A 26739-nucleotide genomic window follows, 5' to 3' on the forward strand; every position below is an offset into this window, starting at 1 on the left:
TTTACTTTCCGGATGTAAACTTAAAGTAAATAAATATTCGTGGGAAGTTACAGGATTACATCAATTATTATTAGCCCCATAATAATTAATATTACCAGGAAGGTAAAATAAATAATCATATCAATGATTATTTATACTGTCCGAAAAGAACATAGCGAAAGCCTTATATCTATTAGAAATGGAAACCAACAACAATCAAACACACTTAATATTTATTGGCTTTATACTACGAATTGGTTAGAGAATATCCGAAAAGTTAGCCCTCCATAAAGAAGGGCTGCTTTTTATGAATTGAGTAGCTGAAGAATTTCTTTCGTTCGCGCTTCCATCAGCGGAATATCGCCGCGTGATTCCACATTCAGGCGCACCACCGGTTCGGTGTTCGACGAGCGCAGGTTGAAACGCCAGTCCGGGAATGACATGCTGAGACCGTCCGTGCGATCCACCGCCTGCGCCTCTTCCGCAAAGTGCGCTTCCACCCGCGCAATGGCCGCCGCCGGCTCCGCCAGCCTGCTGTTGATTTCCCCGCTCGCCGGGAACGCCGCCATCCGGTCGCGGACCAGTTCACCCAGCGACTGTCTCTTCAGGCACACCAGCTCCGCTACCAGCAGCCACGGGATCATCCCGCTGTCGCAGTAGGCAAAATCACGAAAATAGTGATGCGCGCTCATTTCCCCGCCATAAATGGCATCCTCCGTACGCATCCGCTCCTTGATAAAGGCGTGCCCGGTTTTTGACATCACCGGCGTCCCGCCCGCCGCCGCCACCACTGCCTCCGTGTTCCAGGTCAGGCGCGGGTCGTGGATAATCTTCGCCCCCGGGTGTTTTTCCAGAAACGCTTCCGCCAGCAGCCCGACGATGTAGTACCCCTCGATAAACTGCCCTTTCTCATCGAACAGGAAGCAGCGGTCGAAGTCGCCGTCAAAGGCGATGCCCATGTCCGCCCCGTGTTCAATAACGGCCTTGCGGGTGTCGTCGCGACACTCCGGCAGCAACGGGTTGGGAATGCCGTTCGGGAAGGTGCCGTCCGGGGTGTTGTGGATTTTGATGAACTCCACCGGCGCGCCCAGCGCCTTCAGACGCGCTTCGATGGCGTCAATGACCGGCCCCGCCGCCCCATTGCCGGAATTCACCACCAGCTTCAGCGGGGTGAGATTGTTAACACTGATATAGCCGAGCAGGTGGTCGATGTAGGCGTCGCGCAGGCTGATTTGTCTGTAGCTGCCGCGCGCGGCCTCGTTCACCGGCGGGAAATTGCCCGCTTCTGCCAGACGCTGAACGTCGCGCAGACCGGTGTCGCCGCTTATCGGGCGGGCGCCCTCGCGCACCAGCTTCATACCGTTGTAGTCCATCGGGTTATGGCTGGCGGTCACCTCAATACCGCCGTCCACGCCGAGGTGGAAGGTGGCGAAGTAAATCTCTTCGGTGCCGGACATACCGATATCCAGCACGTCGACGCCCGCGTCCTGTAACCCTTTTGCCAGCGCCAGCTTCAGCGCCTCGCTGGTCAGGCGCACGTCGCCGCCCAGCACGATGGTTTTCGGTTTTAAATATTCGCCGTAGGCGCGGCCAATCCGCCACGCGATATCTTCATTGAGCTCTTCGCCCAGCCTGCCGCGAATGTCGTAGGCCTTAAAACAAGTTAAATTATTCATTATTACGTTATTCCTTAATTACGACCATACTTATCTGAAAAACGAACAATATCATCCTCCCCTAAATATGCGCCGGATCTTACTTCAATAAGTTCAAGTGCAATTTTCCCTGGGTTTTCAAGGCAGTGCTTAACACCGACAGGAATATATACGGATTCATTTTCAGTTAAAATTTTCACTTCACCTTTTATGGTTATTTTTGCGGTACCTGCAACGATAATCCAGTGTTCCGCGCGATGATAATGTTGCTGCTCTGAAATTCCTTCTCCGGGTTTTACAGTGATTCTCTTTACCTGATAACGCTCACCGAAATCGATTGAATCGTATTTACCCCATGGTCTATAAACTTCCCGATGAGTTATATGCTCATGACGATTTTCTAATTTAATTTTCTCAACAATTTTCTTAACATCTTGAACACAGTTTGTGTTTGCAACTAAAACGGCATCTTTCGTTTGCACGACTATAAGATCTTTGACACCAACAGCGGTTACCAAACCCGTTTCTGCATGGAGATAGCAATTATCTGCATTGTGGCTTAATACATCGCCTTTAGTCACATTACCATTACTATCTTTATCACTTATCTCCCAAAGAGAAGACCACGAACCGACATCACTCCAACCCGCATTTAAAGGTACGACAACCGCGTCATTCGTCTTTTCCATCACTGCATAATCAATTGATTCATCCGGGCAAGCGCAAAATGAATCTTCATCCACTCGAATGAAATCGAGATCCGTAACAGCAGATTCCATCGCTAATGAGCAAGCTTTATAAATATCAGGGCGAAATTTTTTTAACTCTTCAATATATCGATCTGCCCTAAATAAAAACATACCGCTGTTCCAGTAATACTCACCAGAATCAAGATAACTCTGAGCCGTTTCTAGATTGGGTTTTTCGACAAATTCAGCCACCCTAAACGCCAAAGAACAATCATTTTCTGCAGAGAAAAGAGCTTGCCCACGCCGTATATAACCATAACCTGTCTCTGGCATGGTAGGTACAATACCAAACGTAACTAATTTTCCTGCTTCGGCATATTTTCTAGCGTCTTGTATAGTCTTACAAAACGTTTCTTCGTCCTTAATTATATGGTCAGCAGCCAATACTAACAGTAAAGCGTTTTTCTTAAGGCATTTTAAAGCTGCCAAGGCTACTGCAGGGGCCGTGTTACGTCCAACAGGTTCTAAAATTATATCGCCAGATGATTTAGATAATTCTTTAAGCTGTTCTGCAACAATAAACCTGTGCTGCTCATTACAAATAACAATAGGATCTGAAGCATTCAAATTATTAATTCGCGTAATTGTGGTCTGAAGCATACTTTGAGAGCCATCTAAACATAAAAACTGTTTAGGATATAACGTTCGAGAAAGTGGCCATAACCGACTTCCATTTCCCCCAGCCATAATTATTGGTGTAATCATTTTCCTGTTAACCTCTCAATATTTTTCACCAAAACTGATAAACGCGTTGACCAATTAAATTTCTCCGCAACAAAATTTCGCGCATTCTTAGCAATCATTTGATATACAGAATTTTCACTCAAAGTTTCTAACGACTTCAAGTACTCATCACTATTATCAGCAATTAATATCTCTTCACCAATATTTGCTTCTATACCCTCATAACCCATTCGGGATGTGATAGTTGGAAGTCCAAGAGCCATATATTCTAATATTTTATTTTGTACACCTGCACCAAACCGAACTGGGCAAATTCCGATATGTCCTATTTTAGCCGCATCAGCCATATTTGTAACGCTGCCACTCACCACAACATTTTCAAAACCTTGTAAATATAGTTTATCACTTTTGTTTATTTTACCTAAAATGTGGAAAATATATTGCTTACCGTTATTATTTTTATTTATTGATGGTAGAATATTTTTTACGAACCATTTCACTCCGTCAAAATTTTGGAATGAACACAAGTTCCCAATAAAAATAAGATTAATTATATTGGTATTTTCAATGACTCTCTTTGTAAAAGGATAATCCTCAAGATCAACTCCATTATTACAAACCAAAATGTTATCATTCCTATTCCCAAAAAGGAATTTTTTGTCAACCTCTGATATTAACGATATGAGTGAATAGCGGCCATAAACTTCTTTTTCATATTTTAATAATCGCTCTTGTTCGATAGAGTAAATGATGCTTTTTAAAGAATTTTTCGGAGCTTCTTTTTTTATACGCGAATAATTTAAGGAAATTGCATCAGTCATTTCAAGAATATGCAAGCCAGGCTTATTTAAAGTGTAATCACCAACACGAATGAGATGAGAAAGAGTCAAATCATAATTCCCAATTATCTCATTAAGTTTATTTTCAAATTCAGTATTTTTATAATAAGCTATCTGAAGTGGTTTTCTACCAGGTAATGCTTTTAATACATTAAAATAACTTTTTATTTTAGGATGATAGATCCGGAAAATTTTATCAAAGACGTGATCATTTTTTACTATAAAATTTAAGTCTTCGATACTATCGCATAGACTTAGCAAATCTAATGTGTAGTATTTAGACAATTCCTTACAAATGCGATATATCCTTAACCTATCCCCTCCTACCACTGGATACGGAAATCGTGGGGTGAGGATGAGTATTTTACTTTTTTCCATATAAAAACTCGAGTTGGGATTTAAAAATTTCATGTTCTATCAATTGCCCATGGATATCTTTATACTTGCTAGCTAACACAGCTTTATATTGGATGTGAAAGTCATTTTGATTAGTATAAAGATATACATTTTCATCTTTTTGTTCCATAAAGGCTGATATTTGTGTACATAAAATCTTTTTATGGGACAACTTAGCCTCTGCTACAGCTCTTCCATAACCCTCATATTTCGAATGTGCCCAAATAAAGGTAGAGTTACAATAAAGACTTACAACATCATCAAGATCCAAGAAAGGAATAACTTCAATTTCACTTTGGACTCTATGGTCATCAATTATTTTTTTTACCCTCTCTATGGCATTTCCACAGCCTAATATTTTAAGCGGCAATCGTTCATCCTTGCTAATAGATGAATATAATTTCAAAGCACCATCGAGATCTTTATTATCACCCACCCCTGTTACCAATAATATATATCCAAGATCAAGAATCGTATTTTTTTTCGCAATTTCCTCGAAACGAAAAAATGTGTTTGGGAAATAATAGCCTTTACAATTTTTAAAGAGTTCAATGCTATCTATAACACGCTTAGTTGTTTTTGATATATATATATAATCGGCTTTTAATTGTGATGCTTTGAGCATACAATATGACACATATTTCGCGGATAAAGAATGGTTCTTTTTTCTTAAGCTTATTAGATCATGAATAATAACCACTGATTTACCCAAGTACGCGTCTATAATTGATGTACTATTATATGGATAGATATTAAATTTTGACTTTAATATAAGTCCAATAAGCGGAGTAAGTATTTGTTCATAGAATATGAATAAAAAATTATGTATAAAAGCAGGTAAAGGGTATAGGACTTTTGGACAAGTTAATTCACAGACTTGCATAGAGTCCTTTTTCATTTGAAGAACTAACTCTTCAGTATAAATCGGTATTCCTCTTTTTAAAACACCACTAAAATAATTATTTATTACTATCATTGTTTATTAGTCCTATATACAGTTGAGCGATCGACTGCCAATTTCTTTTTTCAGAGTACTCATAGGCACTATCATTAATTTTGGCAAAGCTATCTGTATTATTTATATAATATAAAACCTTACTCAAAAGATCATTTTTATCGTTCCCTAATACGGCAATATTTTCAAATTCAGACGAAAACTGCCCCCTTAGGGAAAATACTAATACTCGATTAATCATCGCAGCAAGGGCAGTACCTCTCCGTTCTGAGATGCCATCGGGATATGGTAATATAGCCATGTCAGTTTCAGCTAGCAGATTTGATATTTCGGCTGCTGATTTATTTAAAAGTAACTCGCACTTTTGTTCTGTACACTGTTCTATAATTAAATTGGCATAACTATTGTCAGCACTAGGAACATAACCAATCAAGGCAGAGCGGAATTTAATATTTTTCTTATTAAGTTCTTTAATAATCCAGATAAATTCTTCTATTCCCTTTCCTTTGGAAATTATACCAAAATGAACAAGATCAAATTTTTTTTCTTTCTTTTGGCAAGAAGGTATGTTAGATGCGATAGGAATTAGTCTTGTTTTTGCAGAATTAAATAATGTTTTTTCACCTATATTCTTCTCATACTGAGTTGTAAAGATTATATAATCAGCAAGCTTAAAAATTTTTAGGAAATATTGAGCTCTCTTTGATAAACTACTAAATTCGTGTAGCGTTATCGATGTTTTTAAGCCAACTAACTTAGCTAAGATAAATGCAACATGAGGTTTAAAAGCCGCAATTTTGTTTGTCGAAAATCCAATCGATGGATATTGAATATTAATAAGTTTAATAATTTTTCTATTAGAAACTATTTTATAGATTAATTCGAATAAGGATAGTTTGACAACGTTAACTGTATAATTCTTTTTAATTTCTTGGTTTAGATTATAAACATAATCACCTACTCCACATTTATCATCTGGATACGAACCCGTATATATTAATAACATTAGTAAATACCTTGACGCTGAATTTCTGAAAATACCGATATGTAAGGATAGAAAAGTTCAGGATAAGACCCTAGTATAGAGTAAACTTGATAGCCAAAATAAAAAATCACTATAAAAATCAGAGCAGGAATCCGTGTAAAAATTCCTACACGCACTAATACTGCAGGAATCAACAATATTTCGACTATAGTAAAATATATACTAATTACTGAGAACATGGCTGAGATCGGAGATAAAAATAAATATATGATAGTTCCAAATAAATATGTTTTCACCAAAAATAAATTTGCCTTATTATTTTTTATATCAAAAGATAATGTGTAAATAAAAATAGCAGAAATTACCACCCTTTTTAAAATTCCAGATATACTTATGGAACCATATTCTTGTGCATTTTGAGTATAAACAGTGAGTTTATAGCGAACAATTTCGACAGGAATTAGACTAATAACGGAAGAAATTATATCTGATAAATAATGTGACAAAGGCAATGATAGAATGGCACCAAGCACAAGTAATATTTTATATAAGTTTAAAGATAACTTATTGATTAAAAAAACAGATAAGGTAACTAAAGACGAGATATGAAATGTCGACGCACATAGAATAAGAATAAGCGATTGCACCTTTTTATTACTTTTATATTGGATTAAAGCGAAAAAAGATAACCCAATTGCAATAATTCTTCTTTCGGCCCCAAAAAAAGACCCCAGATAATAATAACTATAAAAAACACAAACAGACAGAATAGTTAATGATATATTTTTTTGTGTTTTCAGGCATCCCCAGAATATTAACGCGATAGGAATAATTGATGTAGTGAATAGAAACAATGTATAATTATCTGTCAAATATCTTATTAATTTGACGTATAATACATACCCGATTTCAAAGTCATGTCGATTCCCTGGACTCATGAAATCATCGTAATAGGGGAGCCAATCAGTACCAGTCTGCCAACGTAAAGAACAAAACGAGACAAGAAATAAAAAACTTAGCATCAAGGCGTAAATTTTTATATTTTTATTCTTAACAAATGAAAAGAACGGAAAAATTACAATAAAAATGTAATATATCATGCTAAGTCTCTCAAATAAAAAATTATTCTTATTGTTTTCTAAAAATAATCTTTATAAATACGATATTATAATTATTCAGGACACGCTACCGCCCCTGGCTCATCAGCTACCAGTGCACTGCGTACATATCGACTTGTTACAAACCTCGCCCAGCAGGGCAAAGCTCACTAAAACTTAAACGCTAATTGTCTTATTAATTGCATCCGGAAACAAGGATTAATCTTATAAAATCAGCATTAAAATGCTCCAGATAACCCCTTGTTACTTAAGCCCTTTATACAAAACTAAAACGGCAGTCAACACTCGTTTCAGCCAATTTGCCGCTTCGAATGTTCACTGCCGTTATTATGTTTATCACCAACCATTTATCATGGTTGTTAATACTTATTCATGCAGAAGCTGCTCTATGCTCTTACGGAACTTCGCTCCTTCTTTCAGGTTGCGCAGCCCGTACTTCACAAATGCCTGCATGTAGCCCATTTTTTTACCGCAGTCATAGCTGTCACCCGTCATTAGCATCGCGTCAACCGACTGTTTTTTCGCCAGTTCAGCAATGGCATCGGTGAGCTGGATGCGGCCCCAGGCGCCCGGTTCGGTTCTTTCCAGTTCCGCCCAGATGTCGGCTGAAAGCACATAACGGCCCACCGCCATCAGATCGGAATCCAGCGTCTGCGGCTGATCCGGTTTTTCGATAAACTCCACAATCCGGCTGACTTTGCCTTCATTATCAAGAGGTTCTTTCGTCTGGATAACGGAATACTCCGATAAATCACCTTTCATGCGTTTCGCCAGCACCTGGCTGCGACCCGTTTCATTGAAACGCGCCACCATCGCCGCAAGGTTATAGCGCAGCGGATCGGCGGTAGCATCATCAATAATAATATCCGGGAGTACCACAATGAAAGGGTTATCGCCCACAACCGGACGCGCGCACAGAATAGAGTGCCCCAGCCCTAACGGCTGCGCCTGGCGCACGTTCATAATCGTTACGCCCGGTGGGCAGATAGATTGCACTTCCGCCAAAAGCTGACGCTTAACGCGCTGCTCAAGAAGTGATTCAAGTTCATAAGAGGTGTCGAAGTGGTTCTCAACGGCGTTTTTAGACGCGTGAGTCACCAGTACGATTTCTTTGATCCCTGCAGCCACAATCTCATCGACAATGTACTGAATCATTGGCTTGTCGACGATCGGTAGCATCTCTTTTGGGATTGCCTTGGTGGCAGGCAACATATGCATACCCAAACCCGCTACCGGTATAACTGCTTTCAAATTCATCATTGTTTCTTCCACCTGTAAAATGGTTGCTGAATTATAGCTCTTTAGCTTGTTTTCGCCAGCATGAATTACTCTGCTGCCAGGGATAATGATGGCACGCTCTACATTACGTCTTAGTCGGCACCATAACATTAAGTATGAACAACTTTTTCCCAGGAATTTTCGTAAAAATAGTGGTACTTATCCTCCCCGCTTCGGCAGCGGAAAATTCACTGCTTCGACATTCACGGTTTGGTGATTAATCCTGTCGATATCCACGGAACTCTGCCCGTCTTCATTGATGGCATGAACATTAGCGAGAGAAAGCAGCGTGTCCTGGCGGGCCATAAATTGACCACGGACATCTTTACGCAAATCGAAATGCATTTTTAACGCCGGGCCAATCGCTGAAGTTTGCATCACGTTGATATTACGCAGAAAGAGGTGCTGCGGTTGATTATGCAGTTCCAGCGTAGCACGCGTCATCTGTACATTGGTGATGGCGACAAAAGAGGGGGCGTTACCGGAGGAAATTTGAATGCCGCGTAATTTATAAGCAACCTGGCGATTATCCAACCGAATAGCGTTTAATTTAAAGTTTTGCGGAATTGACAGGTATTTTCCTTTAACGACGCCATAGCCGATGAGCATCCCGGCACTATTCGTCATATCAATATTATCAATGACGAAATTATCACAGCCATAAATTGCGATCGTTGCGTTATCAATACCCGCATTTTTACTGAAATCGGGCGTGATGTTTTTGGCTTTCACATTGCGAATGACGAAATGTTTGCCATTTTCTACGTGCACCAGCTGCCGGCAATCAGATCCGGTAATATTGGCCACCACAAAGTTTTTTACTGCCTGGTCTTCAGGATAACTATTGTCATAGGTGCTACCCGCCAGCCCGATGCCGATCCCCCAGTTGATTTTGCCATTGGTACAATCAATGCGTTCGATGACATGATCGGAAATCAGGATATCGCGGTCGTGAATCGCGACATTCCACTCAATGGCGTCCCCCTGCAAATCGCTAAAGCGGCTATGCGTAATCCGCGCGCCGTCCATTTGGTTATGAAATCCCTGGCGGAGAATGGCGTAGTTGGCGTGGGTAACGGTGATGTCATCGATAATGAGATTACGCATCACCTGCGGTTCCTTACCGCCAATGAAAATTTGCGCGACGGGGCCAAAGCCGCTCATCGTCACGCCTTTAATCACACAGTCCGACCCGCGAACATCCAGCGTCACATTGTGCAGACTGCCGCCCTGCTCCCCCACCACCTGACACCCGTCTAGCAAAATAAACCGTCCCCGGCCATTCCCACGCACCGCGCCCTGTACCCGCAGCGTTTTTCCCGCCGGAATCGTTATCGCCGCATTGATATTTTCACACACCCATCCTGGCGGTACGACCACGGTCTGCCCGTCGCCGAAGGCCTGTTTGAATGAGGCGATACCGTCATCCGCCGGATAATCCTTAATATCGACGGTCTGGCGAGGTTCACGCGCCTGTACCGGCAAGGCGCGCAAAAAAGGAAGAACAGCAAGCGCGGAACCTGCCGTCAGGAGGGTACGTCGGGAGAACTTATTCACGGGCATACCACCTCGTTTATATTGTTTGTAGCAGGCTGGCTAACTGGCGATTAATCGCCTGCTGATTAAAATCTTGCGCCACTTTTTCACGGGCGCGCGTGATCACCGACTCCAGCGTGTCGTGGTCAATCCGGCTGAACTCAGCGAGTCGGGCCGCCAGCGCCTGCGCATCGTGTTCCGGCACCAGCCAGCCGGATTTGCCGGCCTCCACCAGTTCCGGAATACCGCTATGCACGGTAGATACCACGGGAATCCCTACCGCCATCGCCTCCATCAGCGCTACCGGAATACCTTCCATATCGCCATCCGTACCGGTAATCGACGGCAGCAAAAAAACGTCGGCGTCATCCAGCATCGCCTTCACTTCATGGCTCGGTTTAAACCCCGGCATCTCAATGACATCCTCTAACTGATACTGCTCGATGAGCGTGCGCAGCCGACGTTCCCACGGGCCAATCCCCAGAATGCGGTAGCGAAACGCCACGCCCTGCGCTTTCAGTTGCCGACAGGCTTCAATCGCCACATGCAGTCCTTTTTTCTCGGTCAGGCGCGCGACGGAAATCATCTCCAGCGGCATCCCTGGCGCTTTCACCGGACGATGGGAAAAACGCGTCATGTCGACGCCCATGCGCGAAACGGCAATCTTTTCCGGCGGGCAGCCCATACTTTTCAGGCGACCGGCCCACAGATCGCTGATGGGCAGCATCAGATCGCCACGACGAAACAACTGCTGATACTCCGGCGTGTAATGACTGAGCACTTCGCGGCTGGAAATATCAATCCCGTGGAAAATAGTCGCGATTTTGCCGCGAAGCACGCCCAGTTCGCGTAGTTTGGCCGCCGTCACGCCCGCCGGACCAAAGTGCGCGATAAACACATCCGCCACAAAAGGGTGGCTCACCTGCGCGCAAATCGCGGAAAGGATCAAATTGCGTGATTCATCGCCATAGCGGGTAAAATTGAGCGCTTTCCAGGTCGCCGCCCGATGCAGCCCCGGCAGCGTTTTACATGCCCGGTAGCGCAGTTTCGCCAGCCGTCCCTGGGGCTCATCCTGTAACCAGCGGGTTTTCGCCGCCAGGCCATACTTCTCCCAGGCGGCGTGAGTATGTTGGGTATCGCCTTTTTGTAACGCGACAATCTCCACCTCATGGCCCATATCAACAAACGCAGTAATCTGATTCAGCACAAAGGTTTCCGATGAGAGTGGAAATTTCAGCAGAAAAAAGCTGACTTTCATTGCGCCTCCCGAATTCTGTCGAGAACGGATTTGATCATCGTGAACCCTTTCCCCCGCTCCTCGGTGACGGCATTAGCCACTTTTGCCTTTAGCGCAGGCAATTGATTGAGCGTATCGGCCACCACGCTTTGTAATGAACCGTTCAGCAAGTGACGGATATCGATAGCCAATTCCGCCAGGCCTAGCTGCTGCATAATCCCGGCGGATTTATGTTCATAATTAATGGCGATAGCGGGCGTGCCAAAATTCATGGAGATAATGGCGGAATGCAGGCGCGTCCCGATAGTCAGTACGCAGGATGCGAGGATCTTTCCGATTTCCACGTCATTGAGTTCGTCCATCGCGATATGGAAATGCTCTGAGTCGTTTACATACTTCGCCATCCGTAACGCAACCATCCGGTCATCGCGGTTATAGCGATCGATACTGGTGCAGGTCGACAGCGCCAGTACCTGATAACCGTCCGCAATCAGGCGATTCACAACCTGGGCAAAAGCCTGCTCATAGGCCTGCTGAGTGGTGCCCAGGCGTTTATCAAACGGCTCCAGATCGCGCAACGTAATCGCGACGGTTTTGCGGCGCGCGGTGACGTCCAGCCAGTGCTGCACAGCATAACTGGCGACAAACTCGTCGTGACGGCGTTCGACTAACCAGGCGGTATCCACCCCCTGTTCCACTTTCCGGGTATCGATCTGCGCGGCGGTCATTAGATCGCGGCTGACGGTTTCACGCAGGATCAGCGCACTGGTGCGCCCAAAAACATAATTGGCGAGCTGGTTAAAGTCAGGATTCTGGAAAGGGCCGACGCTATGTCCCACCATATAAATTGGTTTGTTCGCCATAAACGCGCACAGCGGATATTCAAAGTGAGTCAAACCGTATAAGTCGACATAGTTTGAACCGCCCACCTGAATGACGGCGTCATACTGCGCAATAAATTGCGCGAATTCGGCAAATTCCGGCGCGATAGCAAAATTACGCAGCGATCCTTCCTGGGCGACTTTAGACAATAAAATTTTATGCTGAAAACGACGACGTAATACTTTTTTCACCCGACCGTTAAGCCCTGCCGCCGCCTGCTGTTTCTGACTTAACTGATACAGCGGGTCGGCAATAATCGGGCGCCCCTGCAACCAGGCGGAACTCACCGGGAAACGGCTCATCACATCCATCTCCGCCTCTGGCGCCTGTTGACGGATGGCATCAAGCAAACCGCGCATAATGGCGCTATCACCACGGTTGCCGCATGTGTGGTTGCCTAAAATTAATAATTTCATAAATAGCCTCTTATATCCCCGTCATCCGACACGTAATAACTTTTTCATTTTTGCACTGCCAACAAGCTGATTTTTAATTTCCATCACCAGCGCATTGCGTGAAAAAATAATCATTAAAATAAAACTCAAAATACCGACCATGACCTGTAGCGCAAATACCCCTGACAACGGTAAATAGCCGTCGACCAGCTTTCCTGCGCCGTAGCTGGTAATAAATGTTGGCAATGAGAGATAAAACGGTAGCCACAGGCTGAGAATATACTGACGATAGCTGGAGCCGAGTACCGGCTTAATCATCACGAAATAGCTCAGAATAGTGTTGATGATTTGCACCACCAGGAACCCCAGCGTCACGCCAATCGCCCCCGCCAGATGGCCGCCAATGAGAATTGCCGGGATAAACAGAAACGTTTTAAAGACGTTGAATTTAAAGCTGATATCCACGCGCGCTTTCGCCATCAGCAGCGAACCAATCGGGTTGCCGACCGAGCGCAACAGCCCCACCACGCACAGCAATTGCAGGATCGGGATAATGCTGTTCCACTTCTCACCAAACACTAACGGCACAAAATTGTTCGCCACTACCATCAGGCCCAACAGCGCGGGAAAATTGATAATTCCCACCACGGAAAGCAACTTATAGAAGTTGACGCGCAGCTTCTCGGTATCGTCCTGGATTTTGGCGAATGCCGGAAATAGCACGCGAGTAATGATGGGGTTAAGCTTCGCCGGCGGCACAACCGCCACGTTGTACGCGAGGTTATATCCGCCGGCGACGCTTGCGCCGAGAATTCTCGCCAGTACCAGCGTCGATAAATTCGTGTTGATGTAATTGACGATACTGTCCGCCGTCAGCCACGCGCCAAAACGCAGGTTCGTGGACACCGATGCCAGCGAAAAATGCAGCCCCGGACGGTAAATCTTGCGGCCAAAGTAACCAAACAGCAGCGTTCGCACCGCGCTGTTCACCAGATAGCCGAGAATCGCGGTTAACGCCAGCGGCCAGTAATGGGCGCTAATCACCGTAAAGGTGAACCCCGCCAGCACGGAGGTCGTTTCGATCATGCCGATCTTATTGAACTCCAGCTCTTTTTGCATCAGCGCGCGGAACTGCTGCCCGTGAGGGATCACGATAAACGCCAGCGACAACGTTTTGATTAACGGCGCGAGATCCGGGTTATGCAAAACATGGGCAATCGCATCGCTCAGCCAAAAGACCACCGCAAATACCACAATCCCAAGCCCAACGTTTAGCCAGTAAAGCGTGGTCAGCTCCAGATGCCCAATCGTTTTACGCTGGATAATCGAGTTCGCGATGCCAAAGTCCGAGATCGTGTCGGCCAGCGCGATAATCACCAGCGAGACGGTCAACAGGCCAAACTGGTGGTTGTCGATGATCCGCGCCAGCACCGTCATTTGAATTAACCCCAGACCGATAATCACTATCGTGGCGATAGCCGACCATTTAGCGCCGCTGATCGTTTTTTGTCGTAAACTCATTCTTTTCTCCAGAACCTGTTCACAAGGCGTCATTGGCGCAGCCAGATTGAACACGGACAGCGCGGGAAAACCGGAGCGTACACGCTGCCCTGGTTCAATATGGCAAGTAAAATAGCCTTGTGGGTCAGGTTCTTAATACGCCGCTTTATTAACAAACCCTTTAAAAATCGTCAGAAAAACGATTTTGATATCGAACCAAATACTCCATTCGCGGATGTATTCCAGGTCGAATTCCACGCGTTTTTCCATTTTCTCCAGCGTATCGGTTTCACCGCGCCAGCCATTAATTTGCGCCCAGCCGGTGATGCCCGGCTTCATCTTGTGGCGTAGCATGTAACCTTCAATCAACTGACGATACTGTTCGTTATGCGCCACCGCGTGCGGGCGAGGACCGACGATGGACATCCCGCCGGTTAACACGTTGATAAACTGCGGTAATTCATCCAGCGAGGTACGACGCAAAAAGTTACCTACCCGGGTGACGCGCGGATCGTTTTGCGTCGCCTGGGTAACGACCTTATCGTTCTCCATTACCTTCATTGAGCGGAACTTCCAGACCTTGATCGGCTTGCCGTCCATCCCGTAGCGCGTCTGACGGAAAATCACCGGCCCGGGCGAGCTCAATTTGACCGCCAGCGCAATGCAGCACAGTACCGGTGAGATGAGCAGCAGAATCAGCGACGCCAGCACGATATCCTCTGCCCGTTTAAGCAGACGGTTAATCCCTGACAGCGGCGTGTCATACAGCGGAACGACCGGAACGCCGCTCATCTCCTCCACGCGCGAGTGGAGAATATTAAAGGTGAACACATCGGGAATAAGGATCACCGAGCAGGTGGTGTCGGCCAGCTCGCGCACCAGTTTTTTCACCATGGCGCCGTCGCTCATTGACATGGCGATATAAACATTGTGAATTCGCGAGGCTTTCGCATCGTCAATTAACTGCTCGAAGTTCCCGGCCCAGTCAGCAGAGACGCCGCCCGGTTTGGGATCGTGATAGACGCCCACCACCTCAAAACCCAGCCACGGCTCATTACGGAAACTATCCAGCAACGCCTGGCCCGCAGGCAAATCTCCGGCGACGGCGACCCGGCGAGTGTTATAACCACGATTGCGTAGCCAGCCCGCGCCAAAACGAATAAATGAACGGCATAACACTAAGCCCAGGCTGGACAGCGCATACCAGGCCAGCCAGGTGGCGAGGCGGTTGTCAAAGTCATCATTAAACGCCACCAGACCGGCGCTGAAGATCAGGCTCAGCGTCCAGTTTTGCAGTAACAGCGTTAACTCTGTCGACATTTTGACGCCGCGCCAGGAGCGATAAAAATCGGTCATCCCGCCCAGCATTTGAAAAACAACCAGCGTAATCAGCGCCACCAACAGGTGCATGTACAGGAATGGCAGTCCACTGACTTCACAGATGAACCACAGCCCGCCAAACATGATGGTGATATCTGAAAAGCGTTGCACCATAGAGATTAACGATGCATTGGTTTTGGCTCGTTCGCGCTTTTTTAGATTTGTCATCGTTGTTCCTGTGATTGGCCCCTTACCCGCAGGCGGTAAGGGGAGATCTGACGTTACTGATTCAGCAGCGCCAGCAGAGTGCGTGTTCGCGCTTCCATCAGCGGAATATCGCCGCGTGACTCCACATTCAGGCGCACCACCGGTTCGGTGTTCGACGAGCGCAGGTTGAAACGCCAGTCGGCGAACGACATGCTGAGTCCGTCCGTGCGGTCCACCGCCTGCGCCTCTTCCGCGAAGTGCGCTTCCACCCGCGCGATGGCCGCTGCCGGCTCCGCCAGCCTGCTGTTGATTTCCCCGCTCGCCGGGAACGCCGCCATCCGGTCGCGGACCAGTTCACCCAGCGACTGTCCCTTCAGGCACACCAGCTCCGCCACCAGCAGCCACGGGATCATTCCGCTGTCACAGTAGGCAAAATCACGAAAATAGTGATGCGCGCTCATTTCCCCGCCATAAATGGCATCCTCCGTACGCATCCGCTCCTTGATAAAGGCGTGCCCGGTTTTTGACATCACCGGCGTCCCGCCCGCCGCCGTCACCACTGCCTCCGTGTTCCAGGTCAGGCGCGGGTCGTGGATAATCTTCGCCCCCGGGTGTTTTTCCAGAAACGCTTCCGCCAGCAGCCCGACGATGTAGTACCCCTCGATAAACTGCCCTTTCTCATCGAACAGGAAGCAGCGGTCGAAGTCGCCGTCAAAGGCGATGCCCATGTCCGCCACGTGTTCAATAACGGCCTTGCGGGTGTCGTCGCGACACTCCGGCAGCAACGGGTTGGGAATGCCGTTCGGGAAGGTGCCGTCCGGGGTGTTGTGGATTTTGATGAACTCCACCGGCGCGCCCAGCGCCTTCAGACGCGCTTCGATGGCGTCAATGACCGGCCCCGCCGCCCCGTTGCCGGAATTCACCACCAGCTTCAGCGGGGTGAGATTGTTAACACTGATGTAGGCGAGCAGGTGGTCGATGTAGGCGTCGCGCAGGCTGATTTGTCTGTAGCTGCCGCGCGCGGCGTCGTTCACCGGCGGGAAATCGCCCGCTTCCGCCAGACGCTGAACGTCGCGCAGACCGGTGTCGCCGCTTATCGGGCGGGCGCCCTCGCGCACCAGCTTCATACCGTTGTAGTCCATCGGGTTATGGCTGGCGGTCACTTCAATACCGCCGTCCACGCCGAGGTGGAAGGTGGCGAAGTAAATCTCTTCGGTGCCGGACATACCGATATCCAGCACGTCGACGCCCGCGTCCTGTAACCCTTTCGCCAGCGCCAGCTTCAGCGCCTCGCTGGTCAGGCGCACGTCGCCGCCCAGCACGATGGTTTTCGGTTTTAAATATTCGCCGTAAGCGCGGCCAATCCGCCACGCGATATCTTCATTGAGCTCTTCGCCCAGCCTGCCGCGAATGTCGTAGGCCTTGAAACAGGTTAATTTTGTCATGTTCTTACCCTTCTTCAGGCAACAGTTAGCCCTGACCGTAAATGGCCAGCATCGTTATTGTTGTTCATTGCCGGATGGCGCGTTGCGCTTACCGGGCACCATTGCAGGCGTCAGACCCGCCCGTAACGGTCCTCGAACCGCACCACGTCGTCCTCTTCGAGATACGAGCCGGAACGCACTTCAATTAAATCGAGCGGTATTTTTCCCGGATTTTCCAGGCAGTGGGTCGCCCCCAGCGGAATATAGATGGACTCGTTTTCACCGAGCAGCTTAACCTCGCCGTTGATGGTGACTCTGGCGGTCCCTGCCACCACCACCCAGTGCTCGGCGCGGTGATGGTGCATCTGTACCGACAGTCCTTCCCCCGGCTTGACGGTAATGCGCTTCACCTGATAGCGCTCGCCCGCGTCGATGGAGTCGTATTTGCCCCACGGGCGGTAAACCTCGCGGTGCATGTGGTGCTCATGGCGTCCGTCGGCCTTGATCTTCTCCACCACCTTTTTCACGTCCTGCACCGCGTGGCGATCGGCAATCAGCACGGCGTCTTTGGTCTGCACCACCACCAGATCCTTCACACCGACGGTGGTCACCAGGCCGGATTCGGCGTAAACGTAGCTGTTTTCCGTTTTATGGCTGATGACGTCGCCGTGGTGGACATTTCCCTCCGGGGTGTGGGCGCTGATTTCCCACAGCGAGGACCACGAGCCGACATCGCTCCAGCCCGCGTCCATTGGCATCACCACCGCGTCCGCCGTCCGCTCCATCACCGCGTAGTCAATGGACTCTTCCGGACAGGCGAGGAAGGCCTCTTCATCCACACGAATGAAGTCAAGATCCGGATCGACGCCGCGCATCGCCTGTTCACAAGCGGCCAGAATATCGGGGCGGAACTTTTTCAGCTCTTCCAGATAGCGTCCGGCGCGGAACAGAAACATGCCGCTGTTCCAGTAGTAATCGCCGCTGGCGACGTAGGCCTGGGCGGTTTCCAGCCCCGGCTTCTCAACGAACTGCGCCACCTCAAAAGCCACCGCATCCGTCGCGCCCGGCACGACATCACCGCGCCGGATATAGCCATAGCCGGTTTCCGGCAGATCCGGCACAATACCGAAGGTCACCAGTTTGCCCGCGTAAGCATAGGGCATGGCGCCGCGCACCGCGTCGCGGAAGGCCTCTTCATTGGCGATCGCATGATCCGCCGCCAGTACCAGCATCAGCGGATCGCAGTCCGTATGCTGGCGCGTCGCTGCCAGCGCCGCCAGCGCAATCGCCGGCGCGGTATTGCGCCCGGCGGGCTCAAGAATAATGTTCTCCGTCAGCTTATTGAGCTGGCGGAGCTGTTCGGCAACGATAAAACGGTGCTGTTCGTTGCAGATAACCACCGGGCTTTCGCACTCCACGCCGTTCAGACGGCAAATGGTGGTTTGCAGCATGGTGAGATCGCCTTTCAGGCACAAAAACTGTTTTGGATAAAGCACGCGAGAAAGCGGCCACAATCGGCTACCGGAGCCACCGGCCATCACAACCGGGTAAAGTTTTGTCTGACGCATTATCATCCCCGAATATCTGCAATAAATTGGCGTAGCACGTTCTCTTTATTGAGCGTGCGTTCGGCGTATTCACGTGCCGTCGTGTTGTTTTTCGGCATGGCGAGCGCCTGGCTAATCCCGTCGACCAGCGCGTCGGTTGACTCCGGCTCCACGCAAACGGCGATGCCCGGATAACGCGCGCAAAGTTGTCCTAATTCGGTGTGCGGCTCAGCGGTAATTACCGCATTGCCGCCGACCGCCAGAATGTTAGTCAGCTTGGAGGGCAGTACCGCATCCGCCGCGCCGCGCTTTTGCACCACCAGATGGCAGTCGCCCATTTTCAGCAGCGCGGGTAAGGCGTCGTAAGGCTGCAGCGGGAGGAATTTAATATTTGGCAGGCCGCGTTCGCGGGCCATGTTCTCCAGCCGCGCCTTGCCGCCCCCCTGGCCGACAATCGCGAAAATCAGCGGTCGATCGCGTAATCGTTCCGCGGCGTCTATCACCTTTTCCAGCCCTTGCTTTTCGCCGATATTGCCGGAATAGAGCACGATTTTTTTACCCTCTGGCAAGCCAAGCTGCTGACGCAAAGCCGTCACGTCAGCGTCATTAACGTCCTGAAAGCGCGCCACTTCCGACCAGTTCGGAAAAAAGAGGATTTTTTCCGCCGCGACGCCCTTTTCCCGCGCTTTATTCATCATGGAGCGAGAGATGGTCGAAACATTATCAACGTTACGCAGCGCGCTGCGTTCAAAGGCCGTCGCTAACCGCGCTACGCTGCCGCGCTTGCCTTTTCCCGCCATTCCTAAGCCGAGCATGGCGTCCGCTTCGTAATCCTGAATATGCAGTACGGTACGCGCGCCGGAGAGTGTCGCCAGCAGACGCATTCCCGGCGTACAAAAGAGCGTCGGTACAACGCCGATAATCCGATCCGGCTTCCAGCGACGCTGCGCCATCAGTGGGAAAAAACTGCTCAATGCAAAGCTCCCCAGATGAAGCAACCGTTTTAAGGTGGAGGGCTGTTTCGGCACATACAGCGGGCAGCGCCAGACGGTAGCCTCGCCCTCTTCCCGGCGATAGCGCCAGGCGGAATAGCGCTCGCCGACCTTCCACTGCGGGTAGTACGGCGGCGCAGTAATGACCCGCACCTCATGGCCTTCCCGCGCCATCCACGCCACCATTTCGCCGGTATATTTGCCGATACCGGTCAGTTCCGGCGAATAGTTAATGCCATAGACCAGGATCTTCATAGGCCCACCGCCGGCGCGTCAGGAAGGAAGTAGGCCCGACTGTTCTCATGAACATTATCGCTTGCCAGAAGCTGTTCCGGCGTCAGCCAGCGGTAACTGCCATGCTGGGTCTCAGGCAGGCGTAAATCGCTCTCCGCCACGCGCAGACGAAAGCCGAGCACGATGTAGTGAGTTGAAAAATCCTCACCGGAAAAGTTGTCGTCATAGAAGTGCTGCCAGACGCCATAAAACGTCCCTGCCGCCAGCGGCAGACGCACGCCCAGTTCCGCCTGCGTCAGGCGTGCAAAGGCGGCCTCCAGCGTTTCGTCTTTGCACACCCGCCCCCCCGGCACAAACCAGTAGCCCTGCGCCGGACGGTTGAGACGCTGGCCCAGTAAAATTTCCCCCTGGCCGTTTTCCACAATGAAATCGAGGGAGATGAGGGGCGTCGCCCGCACCACGGCGGCGAAATCTTCCTGACGTAAAAACATTGTCACCCCCGGAACCGTTGCTGATTCTCAAGGAACCACTGGTAAGTACCGGCAAGCCCTGCCTCCAGTGAAATTTCGTGATACCAGCCAAGCTGATGCAGGCGCGTGACGTCGAGCAATTTACGCGGCGTGCCGTCCGGCTTCGCGGCGTCGAACACCACCCGGCCCTGGTAACCCACCACCTTTGCGATGGTCTGCGCCAGCTCGCGGATGGTGCAGTCCACGCCAGTGCCGACGTTAATGTGCGACAGCATCGGGGCAGTGTTCTCCTGCCACACTTCACGCGCCAGCTCCATCACGTGAATACTGGCCGCCGCCATATCGTCAACGTGCAGAAATTCACGCATCGGCGTGCCGCTGCCCCACACCACCACCTCCGGCGCGTGGCTCTGCGCAGCCTCATGAAAGCGACGCAGCAGCGCCGGGATCACATGTGAATTGTCCGGGTGGAAATTGTCATGCGGGCCGTACAGGTTGGTTGGCATCACCGAACGGTAGTCGCGACCGTACTGCCGGTTGTAGGACTCGCACAGTTTAATCCCGGCGATCTTGGCGATGGCGTACGGCTCGTTGGTCGGCTCCAGCGTCCCCTGCAGCAGCTCGCTTTCCGCCATCGGCTGCCTTGCCAGTTTCGGATAGATACAGGACGAACCGAGAAACAGCAGTTTGTTCACGTTGTGCAGGTGCGCGGCGTGAATAATGTTGCTCTCTATCATCATGTTTTCATAAATAAAATCCGCCGGATACGTGTTGTTGGCGACAATGCCGCCCACTTTCGCCGCCGCCAGATAAACCTGGTCGATACCCGCCCCGGCAAAGAACGCCTGTACCGCACGCCCGTCGAGCAGATCCAGCTCATCGCGGGTGCGCAGTACCAGTTCCACGTCGCCGCGCTGCGCAAGCTGCCGTACAATGGCGGATCCCACCATCCCACGATGGCCCGCCACAAAAATTCGTTGCTTATTCATTCTCAGGACTCCAGCGCGATGGCCACCTCGTAACCGTGAGATTTCAGCAGTGAGTGTTTTTTCGCGGCCTCCAGATCGTTCGCCACCATCTCGGAGACCATCTCCGACAGGGTGATTTCCGGTTTCCAGCCCAGTTTCTCATGCGCTTTGGACGGGTCGCCCAGCAGGGTTTCCACTTCCGCCGGACGGAAATAACGCGGATCAACGGCCACAATCACATCGCCCGGTTTCACGCCCGGCGCATCGTGTCCGGTAACGGATACCACGATCCCTTTCTCATTAATGCCTTCGCCTTCAAAGCGCAGTTTTATCCCCAGTTGCGCCGCCGCCAGCTCCACAAACTGGCGTACGGAATACTGCACGCCGGTGGCAATCACGAAATCTTCCGGCTGCTCCTGCTGTAACATCATCCACTGCATTCGCACGTAATCTTTCGCATGACCCCAGTCGCGCAGCGAGTCCATGTTGCCGAGATACAGGCAGGACTCCAGTCCCTGGGCGATATTGGCGATGGCGCGGGTGATCTTACGGGTGACGAAGGTTTCGCCGCGACGCGGGGACTCGTGGTTAAACAGAATGCCGTTACAGGCGTAAATACCGTAGGATTCACGGTAGTTGACGGTGATCCAGTAGGCGTACAGTTTCGCTACCGCATAGGGGGAACGCGGGTAGAACGGCGTGGTCTCTTTCTGCGGAATTTCCTGCACCAGACCGTACAGTTCAGAGGTGGAGGCCTGGTAGAACCGCGTTTTCTTTTCAAGACCGAGGAAGCGGATCGCCTCCAGCAGGCGCAGAGTGCCCATCGCATCCACATCGGCGGTATATTCCGGCGACTCAAACGACACCGCCACGTGGCTCATCGCGCCCAGGTTGTAAACCTCATCCGGCTGCACTTCCTGTAAAATACGGGTCAGGTTGGAGGCGTCGGTCAGGTCACCATAATGCAGATGAAATTTCGGGTTGCAGCTGTGCGGGTCCTGATAAATATGGTCCACGCGCTCGGTATTAAACGATGACGCGCGGCGCTTGATACCATGCACCTCATACCCTTTTTCCAGCAGAAATTCTGCCAGGTAAGAACCATCCTGTCCGGTTACGCCAGTAATGAGAGCGACTTTTGACATTTTCATTTCCTCAAATAGTCCCGTTAGGGAGTAACTTTCTGAACGCGCTGGCGCGTTACCACTGCGGGATTGCCCCGACAAATCGCGTTTGCCGGTAATGATTTAAATACGCTGCTGCGCGCGCCGACGACGGTGCCATGACCTATCATCACGCCGGGCGCGACAAAAACATCGGTTGCCAGCCAACATTTTTCGCCAATAACAATCGGCGCGGCGTTAATATCGAAATGGGCGCTGGTATAATCATGGCTACCGGTACACAAATACCCTTTTTGTGAAATGACCGCATGTGCGCCAATATTAATTTCACCCAACGTATATAACACCGCGTCGTCGCCTACCCAGGCATAATCGCCGACGGTTAATTTCCACGGATAGGTAATTTTTACTGACGGTCGAATAACCACATTCTTTCCAATTTTGGCGCCAAACAGACGCAGCAAAAAGGCTCGCCAGCGATACAATATTTGCGGCGACCCGGCGAATAATGTCGCCTGTACCGCCCACCATAATTGTACTTTTAGCGCATTAGCGCCGCGGAACCCCTTCGGCACCGTAAAGCCGCTAAGATCCTGCATAATAACTCCCGGTGATTAGACTTTGTTATATCGCGCTTTTGTTTTACCCGTCGTTTTCAGACGTAATAAATAGGATAATTGCGCCCAAAACCCTGGCACACGTAATATTTTTCGCTGTACGTTTTTTGCATCCTGACATAATTCCAGATTATTCGAGGTTGACACGCCGCCCATCGAAAATTCAGATACCAGTCCGTTAATTCGCCGAAAAGGATAGCCTGCTTTATAGAGACGGGCCGCCAGCGCATAATCTGAAGAGACATGATATTGCAGATCATAAGGATACTTTTTTAACGCTGCCGTCGGGAAAAATATCGCCTGATGGCTGGCTGGCAAACTATGGTAGATATAATACCCGGGTTTAGCCTTCCGGCGTATTTTATGCCCGCCGCCGAAATCCAGCAGCGCGTCGCCAATATACATCGCCTCGCCCTTTTGTCGCGCCAGTTGGCGGACAAACAGCGCGGCATCATCATGGAACGCATCACCGGAATTAAGAAACAGGGTATAGCGCCCCTGCGCCAGCGCAATGCCTTTGTTCATGGCATCATAAATACCGCGATCCTTTTCACTGATAAAACGCAGGTTAAACTCACCGTGACGTTTTTGCAGAAATTCGCGCGTGCCGTCCTCCGAACCGCCATCCACTACGATCCATTCAAATGACAGACCCGGATCGCGCGCCAGATTGCGCAGCGAGCGCCAGGTTTTTACCACCCCTTCGTAATTGCGAAAGGCGACGGTAACGACGCTTAAAAACATGCCACCACCCCGTTATGAAATTTTTAACGCCTTGCGCAAAATGAACGGACAGACGATTAAAAAAGCATATTCCGGGCTAAATATTGAACCGGTAAAAAACAGCGACACCGGCGTAAAAAGATAGAGCTGCACCCGAAAATTGCGATTATCGCCAAACGCATTTAGCGCCATTTTTAAAACTTTCCCCATATACCACAGCGTCATTAGCACTGCGAACCAGGAAAAATAAATAATCAGCAGATACAATCCATTGTCTATGGTTTTCCCGACATCCGCACCGTTAAAGATTCCGAATGATGCGACATATTCATAAAGTGAGCCAAATCTGACTACACCATCAATATGGGTCAAGGAATATCCGACCATGACTAAGGGTCCCACAATACGATAATAAGAAGATGAGCCTTCCGTCCCTAAATCGCCAAGTCGTGTCGCGATATAAGGAAATGCAATAATTACCCCAACCAAAAACAGGGTTAATGAGACCAGCGCCAGTGGAAGTTTTTTCTTTATCGCATCCTTATTCAAATATTGGAACGCCCACTCCAGAAGATAAAACAGGATAAAGGTCATTACCCCTGAAAATGATCCTGATAATATTATCCCTGCCAGAATCATAGCATCGCTTTTCGGTGTTTTGATACCAAACTGTTTGATGCTCAGCCAAATTGAGATTAGTGCCAAAGCGAAAAATGCCGGTTCAAAATAAAGCGCAGTGGTACGCTTACCGCCAAATTTTATGAAGTTCAGTACGTAGCTATTACTGTAAATGAGATATTTCGAAATTCCTTCCATAATACTGCTGCCGCCGGTAAGGATAATTTGCGCCATCTCAACCGCGGCGAGCGCGACCACTATACCCACCACCAGATAAAAAAAACGCAAAATCTTTCGGTGGTTATGCGCGGAAATGGTTTTGAATCGGATACTCCAGACCATCCCGATAATGACCACAATATAGACAAACAGCATCGTGGACGTGACATATTTACCAGCATTCAGCGACTGGCCGAACAGGAAGTTAAATGCCGTAAGCCCCGCGCCGATGCCTAAGGCGATCATCAATTTTTTTACGCTAATGCGTTCCACAAATAACAGCAGCAACAGCGGTAAAAAAGTGACGATGGTAATGGGAAAGCTTTCCCCCAGTTGGGCAATCTTGACATTGACCAGTAGGTAGATCAGCGGCAGCAGCAGGTAGCTACAGATTCTGATAGAACGAGACATACTCCTCCAGCATCTGTTGACCGCTGTACGCGACGCGGCTACGCATACGAAAGGCGTCCAGCGTTGCGCCAAATACCGCCTGAGCAATCTCTGGCTTACGCCGCTGCGCCAGGCGCAGTACATCTGTAGCGGCAAAGGTCTGGCCGCCGGATTTCGCCAGCACCTCCTGCGCCGCCTCGCTGTGGGTAGCGAGCACCGGTACGCCGATCGAGAGCGCTTCACACAAGATCAGCGGATAGTTATCGACCCGCGAGCTAAAGACCAGCGCATCCATCTCATTGAGCGCGCTCATTAATTTGCGCTTATCGGTTTCAAAACCGTGATTAACGACGTTTTGGCCGGTAAAAGGCGAAAATTTACCAAAGGTATGCAGTTCAATTTTTTCGCCCAGCGCCATCATGTCGTGTACCAGACGCTGGTCAGTTTTGCCGTCGTAACGCAAGTCATGCGCCACAATGGCAATTCGCGGTTTTCCCGGATTCAGCGGCACAGGTGATAGCTGCGCGAGAATCGCCTCAGTCGCCAGATCGATACCGTTGTTAATAATCTGGCAGCGCCCCGCGCCATAAACGCTGTTAAAGGCCTCGGCCACGTGCTGGCTCGGCGAAATAAACCGGCAGCCCAGCCGCAGCATGTCACGAAAGCGCTGACGTTTGCCGTCAATAAGCTGGTGCGCCCGATCCACCCTGACCGGCGGATAATTGCTTAGGGTCGGACATTTTTGGCAGCCGCTTTTCCAGCCCTCACAACCGTCGGTGAAGGCGCAACGCCCGGTGACGCTCCAGTGATCGTGCAGCGTCCAGACCAGCGTGACGTCCGGTTTTTGCGCTTTGACTTTTTCGCAAAACGTCACGATATCCGCCAGGTTTAGCCAGTAACTGTGGAGAACATGAAAATGCAGCACCAGCGGGCCGGATGTCTGGATAACCGTGCGGTAAAGATTGTCGAGATTGCCAAACAGATCGCGATTCAGGAAACGAAATAGCGCGATATTGGCGATTGCCGTGCCGCGCGGCGTCTGTTTTATCACCTGCGGATAGCGGTGGTGACTGACGCTTTTTTTTCCGCCTTTGCCATAACCATAGACAAAACGTGACGTCAGCCCTTTTTGCAGCGCCCGCAGATGGAGATCCAACGCCACTCCCGCCGCGCCGCCTTCCGCCAGCCGTACATTAAATTGCAGAATATTCATGTGCTGACCTTCACCCGTGCTTTTTCTCCCACCACCAGCGCATGGTCCGGAATACTGTCAAGCACCACGCTACCCGCGCCAATCGTGACGTGATTACCGATAGTAATATCGCCAAGCAGGATGACATTCGCCCCCAGCTCAACGCCGTGACCAATCACCGGACAAGCCAGGCTGTCCGCGCCGCGATTGCCAATGGTGACGCCGTGGCGAATGGTAAAATCGTCACCGGCGACGACATGTTTGTTGATCACTACCGCGTAACCATGATGGATAGTGAACCGCCGACCAATGGTCGCGGCGGCCTGGATTTCATACCCGAACAGGCATTCCGTGATCACGCGATACAGCACCAGCACCGGCGCGGCCCACAGATTATTCAGCACATTCTTTTTGCGCCAGACGGAACAAAAATGAGCGATACGGTAGGCCAGCACCATGCAACAAGGGCGTAAGCTCCAGCTATTCGCGCGTAAGTCTTCCAGCAT

23 protein-coding genes are annotated in these 26739 nt (G+C 49.6%); all 23 read right to left on the minus strand.

Translation table 11 applies throughout. The features are described from left to right. Positions 1 to 284 precede the first annotated feature (284 nt). Entirely contained in the window at positions 285 to 1655 is a 1371-nt protein-coding gene (gene cpsG, locus J4645_RS09035) for a colanic acid biosynthesis phosphomannomutase CpsG (RefSeq protein WP_001061775.1), read from the minus strand. A 14-nt stretch (positions 1656 to 1669) separates the two neighbouring features. Further along, on the minus strand, positions 1670 to 3088 hold the full coding sequence (locus J4645_RS09040) for a mannose-1-phosphate guanylyltransferase/mannose-6-phosphate isomerase (protein ID WP_000632420.1): 1419 nt from the start codon (positions 3086 to 3088) through the stop codon (positions 1670 to 1672). Beyond that, on the minus strand, positions 3085 to 4284 hold the full coding sequence (locus tag J4645_RS09045) for a glycosyltransferase (RefSeq protein WP_000415709.1): 1200 nt from the start codon (positions 4282 to 4284) through the stop codon (positions 3085 to 3087). Before J4645_RS09045 ends, J4645_RS09040 begins: the two co-directional genes overlap by 4 nt. Beyond that, complete coding sequence (locus J4645_RS09050; RefSeq protein ID WP_001536394.1) at positions 4271 to 5278, minus strand: glycosyltransferase; 1008 nt, start codon at positions 5276 to 5278, stop codon at positions 4271 to 4273. The genes J4645_RS09045 and J4645_RS09050 overlap by 14 nt, the downstream gene beginning before the upstream one ends. After that, on the minus strand, positions 5262 to 6263 hold the full coding sequence (locus J4645_RS09055; RefSeq protein WP_000924686.1) for a glycosyltransferase family 1 protein: 1002 nt from the start codon (positions 6261 to 6263) through the stop codon (positions 5262 to 5264). The genes J4645_RS09050 and J4645_RS09055 overlap by 17 nt, the downstream gene beginning before the upstream one ends. Continuing rightward, positions 6263 to 7342 (minus strand): EpsG family protein, encoded by a 1080-nt coding sequence (locus J4645_RS09060; RefSeq protein WP_000642134.1) that lies wholly within the window; start codon positions 7340 to 7342, stop codon positions 6263 to 6265. The genes J4645_RS09055 and J4645_RS09060 overlap by 1 nt, the downstream gene beginning before the upstream one ends. Positions 7343 to 7726: 384 nt before the next feature. Continuing rightward, positions 7727 to 8620, minus strand: a complete 894-nt coding sequence (gene galF, locus J4645_RS09065; protein ID WP_000981469.1) for a GalU regulator GalF — start codon at positions 8618 to 8620, stop codon at positions 7727 to 7729. Between the two features lie 177 nt (positions 8621 to 8797). Further along, positions 8798 to 10201, minus strand: coding sequence for a colanic acid biosynthesis protein WcaM (wcaM, locus tag J4645_RS09070; RefSeq protein ID WP_023377086.1), 1404 nt, complete (start codon positions 10199 to 10201; stop codon positions 8798 to 8800). A gap of 10 nt (positions 10202 to 10211) precedes the next feature. Next, a complete protein-coding gene (gene wcaL / locus J4645_RS09075; protein ID WP_023215230.1) occupies positions 10212 to 11432 on the minus strand; it encodes a colanic acid biosynthesis glycosyltransferase WcaL in 1221 nt (406 codons plus the stop codon). Further along, the gene (gene wcaK / locus J4645_RS09080; protein WP_001528379.1) at positions 11429 to 12709 is read right to left on the minus strand and encodes a colanic acid biosynthesis pyruvyl transferase WcaK; all 1281 of its coding nucleotides are present in this window, start codon (positions 12707 to 12709) and stop codon (positions 11429 to 11431) included. The genes wcaL and wcaK overlap by 4 nt, the downstream gene beginning before the upstream one ends. A gap of 21 nt (positions 12710 to 12730) precedes the next feature. Next, complete coding sequence (gene wzxC, locus J4645_RS09085) at positions 12731 to 14209, minus strand: colanic acid undecaprenyl disphosphate flippase WzxC (protein WP_000058682.1); 1479 nt, start codon at positions 14207 to 14209, stop codon at positions 12731 to 12733. A gap of 132 nt (positions 14210 to 14341) precedes the next feature. Further along, positions 14342 to 15736, minus strand: a complete 1395-nt coding sequence (wcaJ, locus tag J4645_RS09090) for an undecaprenyl-phosphate glucose phosphotransferase (RefSeq protein WP_000183163.1) — start codon at positions 15734 to 15736, stop codon at positions 14342 to 14344. A gap of 53 nt (positions 15737 to 15789) precedes the next feature. Continuing rightward, the gene (gene cpsG / locus J4645_RS09095; RefSeq protein WP_208208952.1) at positions 15790 to 17160 is read right to left on the minus strand and encodes a colanic acid biosynthesis phosphomannomutase CpsG; all 1371 of its coding nucleotides are present in this window, start codon (positions 17158 to 17160) and stop codon (positions 15790 to 15792) included. Positions 17161 to 17270: 110 nt separating this feature from the next. Continuing rightward, positions 17271 to 18713: a mannose-1-phosphate guanyltransferase gene (gene cpsB / locus J4645_RS09100; protein ID WP_000605953.1), complete on the minus strand. Its 1443-nt coding sequence runs from the start codon at positions 18711 to 18713 to the stop codon at positions 17271 to 17273. Next, positions 18710 to 19933, minus strand: coding sequence for a colanic acid biosynthesis fucosyltransferase WcaI (gene wcaI, locus J4645_RS09105; RefSeq protein WP_000699646.1), 1224 nt, complete (start codon positions 19931 to 19933; stop codon positions 18710 to 18712). Before wcaI ends, cpsB begins: the two co-directional genes overlap by 4 nt. Next, entirely contained in the window at positions 19930 to 20403 is a 474-nt protein-coding gene (locus J4645_RS09110; protein WP_001530314.1) for a GDP-mannose mannosyl hydrolase, read from the minus strand. The genes wcaI and J4645_RS09110 overlap by 4 nt, the downstream gene beginning before the upstream one ends. A 2-nt stretch (positions 20404 to 20405) precedes the next feature. Next, positions 20406 to 21371, minus strand: coding sequence for a GDP-L-fucose synthase (locus J4645_RS09115; RefSeq protein ID WP_001041701.1), 966 nt, complete (start codon positions 21369 to 21371; stop codon positions 20406 to 20408). A gap of 2 nt (positions 21372 to 21373) precedes the next feature. Beyond that, a complete protein-coding gene (gene gmd, locus J4645_RS09120) occupies positions 21374 to 22495 on the minus strand; it encodes a GDP-mannose 4,6-dehydratase (protein ID WP_000048160.1) in 1122 nt (373 codons plus the stop codon). Positions 22496 to 22518: 23 nt separating this feature from the next. Beyond that, positions 22519 to 23073: a colanic acid biosynthesis acetyltransferase WcaF gene (gene wcaF, locus J4645_RS09125; protein ID WP_001153601.1), complete on the minus strand. Its 555-nt coding sequence runs from the start codon at positions 23071 to 23073 to the stop codon at positions 22519 to 22521. A 15-nt stretch (positions 23074 to 23088) separates the two neighbouring features. Further along, positions 23089 to 23835, minus strand: a complete 747-nt coding sequence (wcaE, locus tag J4645_RS09130) for a colanic acid biosynthesis glycosyltransferase WcaE (protein ID WP_000480132.1) — start codon at positions 23833 to 23835, stop codon at positions 23089 to 23091. A 12-nt stretch (positions 23836 to 23847) separates the two neighbouring features. Then, complete coding sequence (gene wcaD, locus J4645_RS09135; RefSeq protein WP_000091392.1) at positions 23848 to 25062, minus strand: colanic acid polymerase WcaD; 1215 nt, start codon at positions 25060 to 25062, stop codon at positions 23848 to 23850. Further along, complete coding sequence (gene wcaC, locus J4645_RS09140; RefSeq protein ID WP_001023843.1) at positions 25037 to 26254, minus strand: colanic acid biosynthesis glycosyltransferase WcaC; 1218 nt, start codon at positions 26252 to 26254, stop codon at positions 25037 to 25039. Before wcaC ends, wcaD begins: the two co-directional genes overlap by 26 nt. After that, a complete protein-coding gene (gene wcaB / locus J4645_RS09145; protein WP_000888724.1) occupies positions 26251 to 26739 on the minus strand; it encodes a colanic acid biosynthesis acetyltransferase WcaB in 489 nt (162 codons plus the stop codon). The genes wcaC and wcaB overlap by 4 nt, the downstream gene beginning before the upstream one ends.

Source organism: Salmonella sp. 32082101201600294FB01SM01 (genome assembly GCF_017572865.1).
In the GTDB taxonomy this organism is placed as follows: Bacteria; Pseudomonadota; Gammaproteobacteria; order Enterobacterales; family Enterobacteriaceae; genus Salmonella; species Salmonella enterica.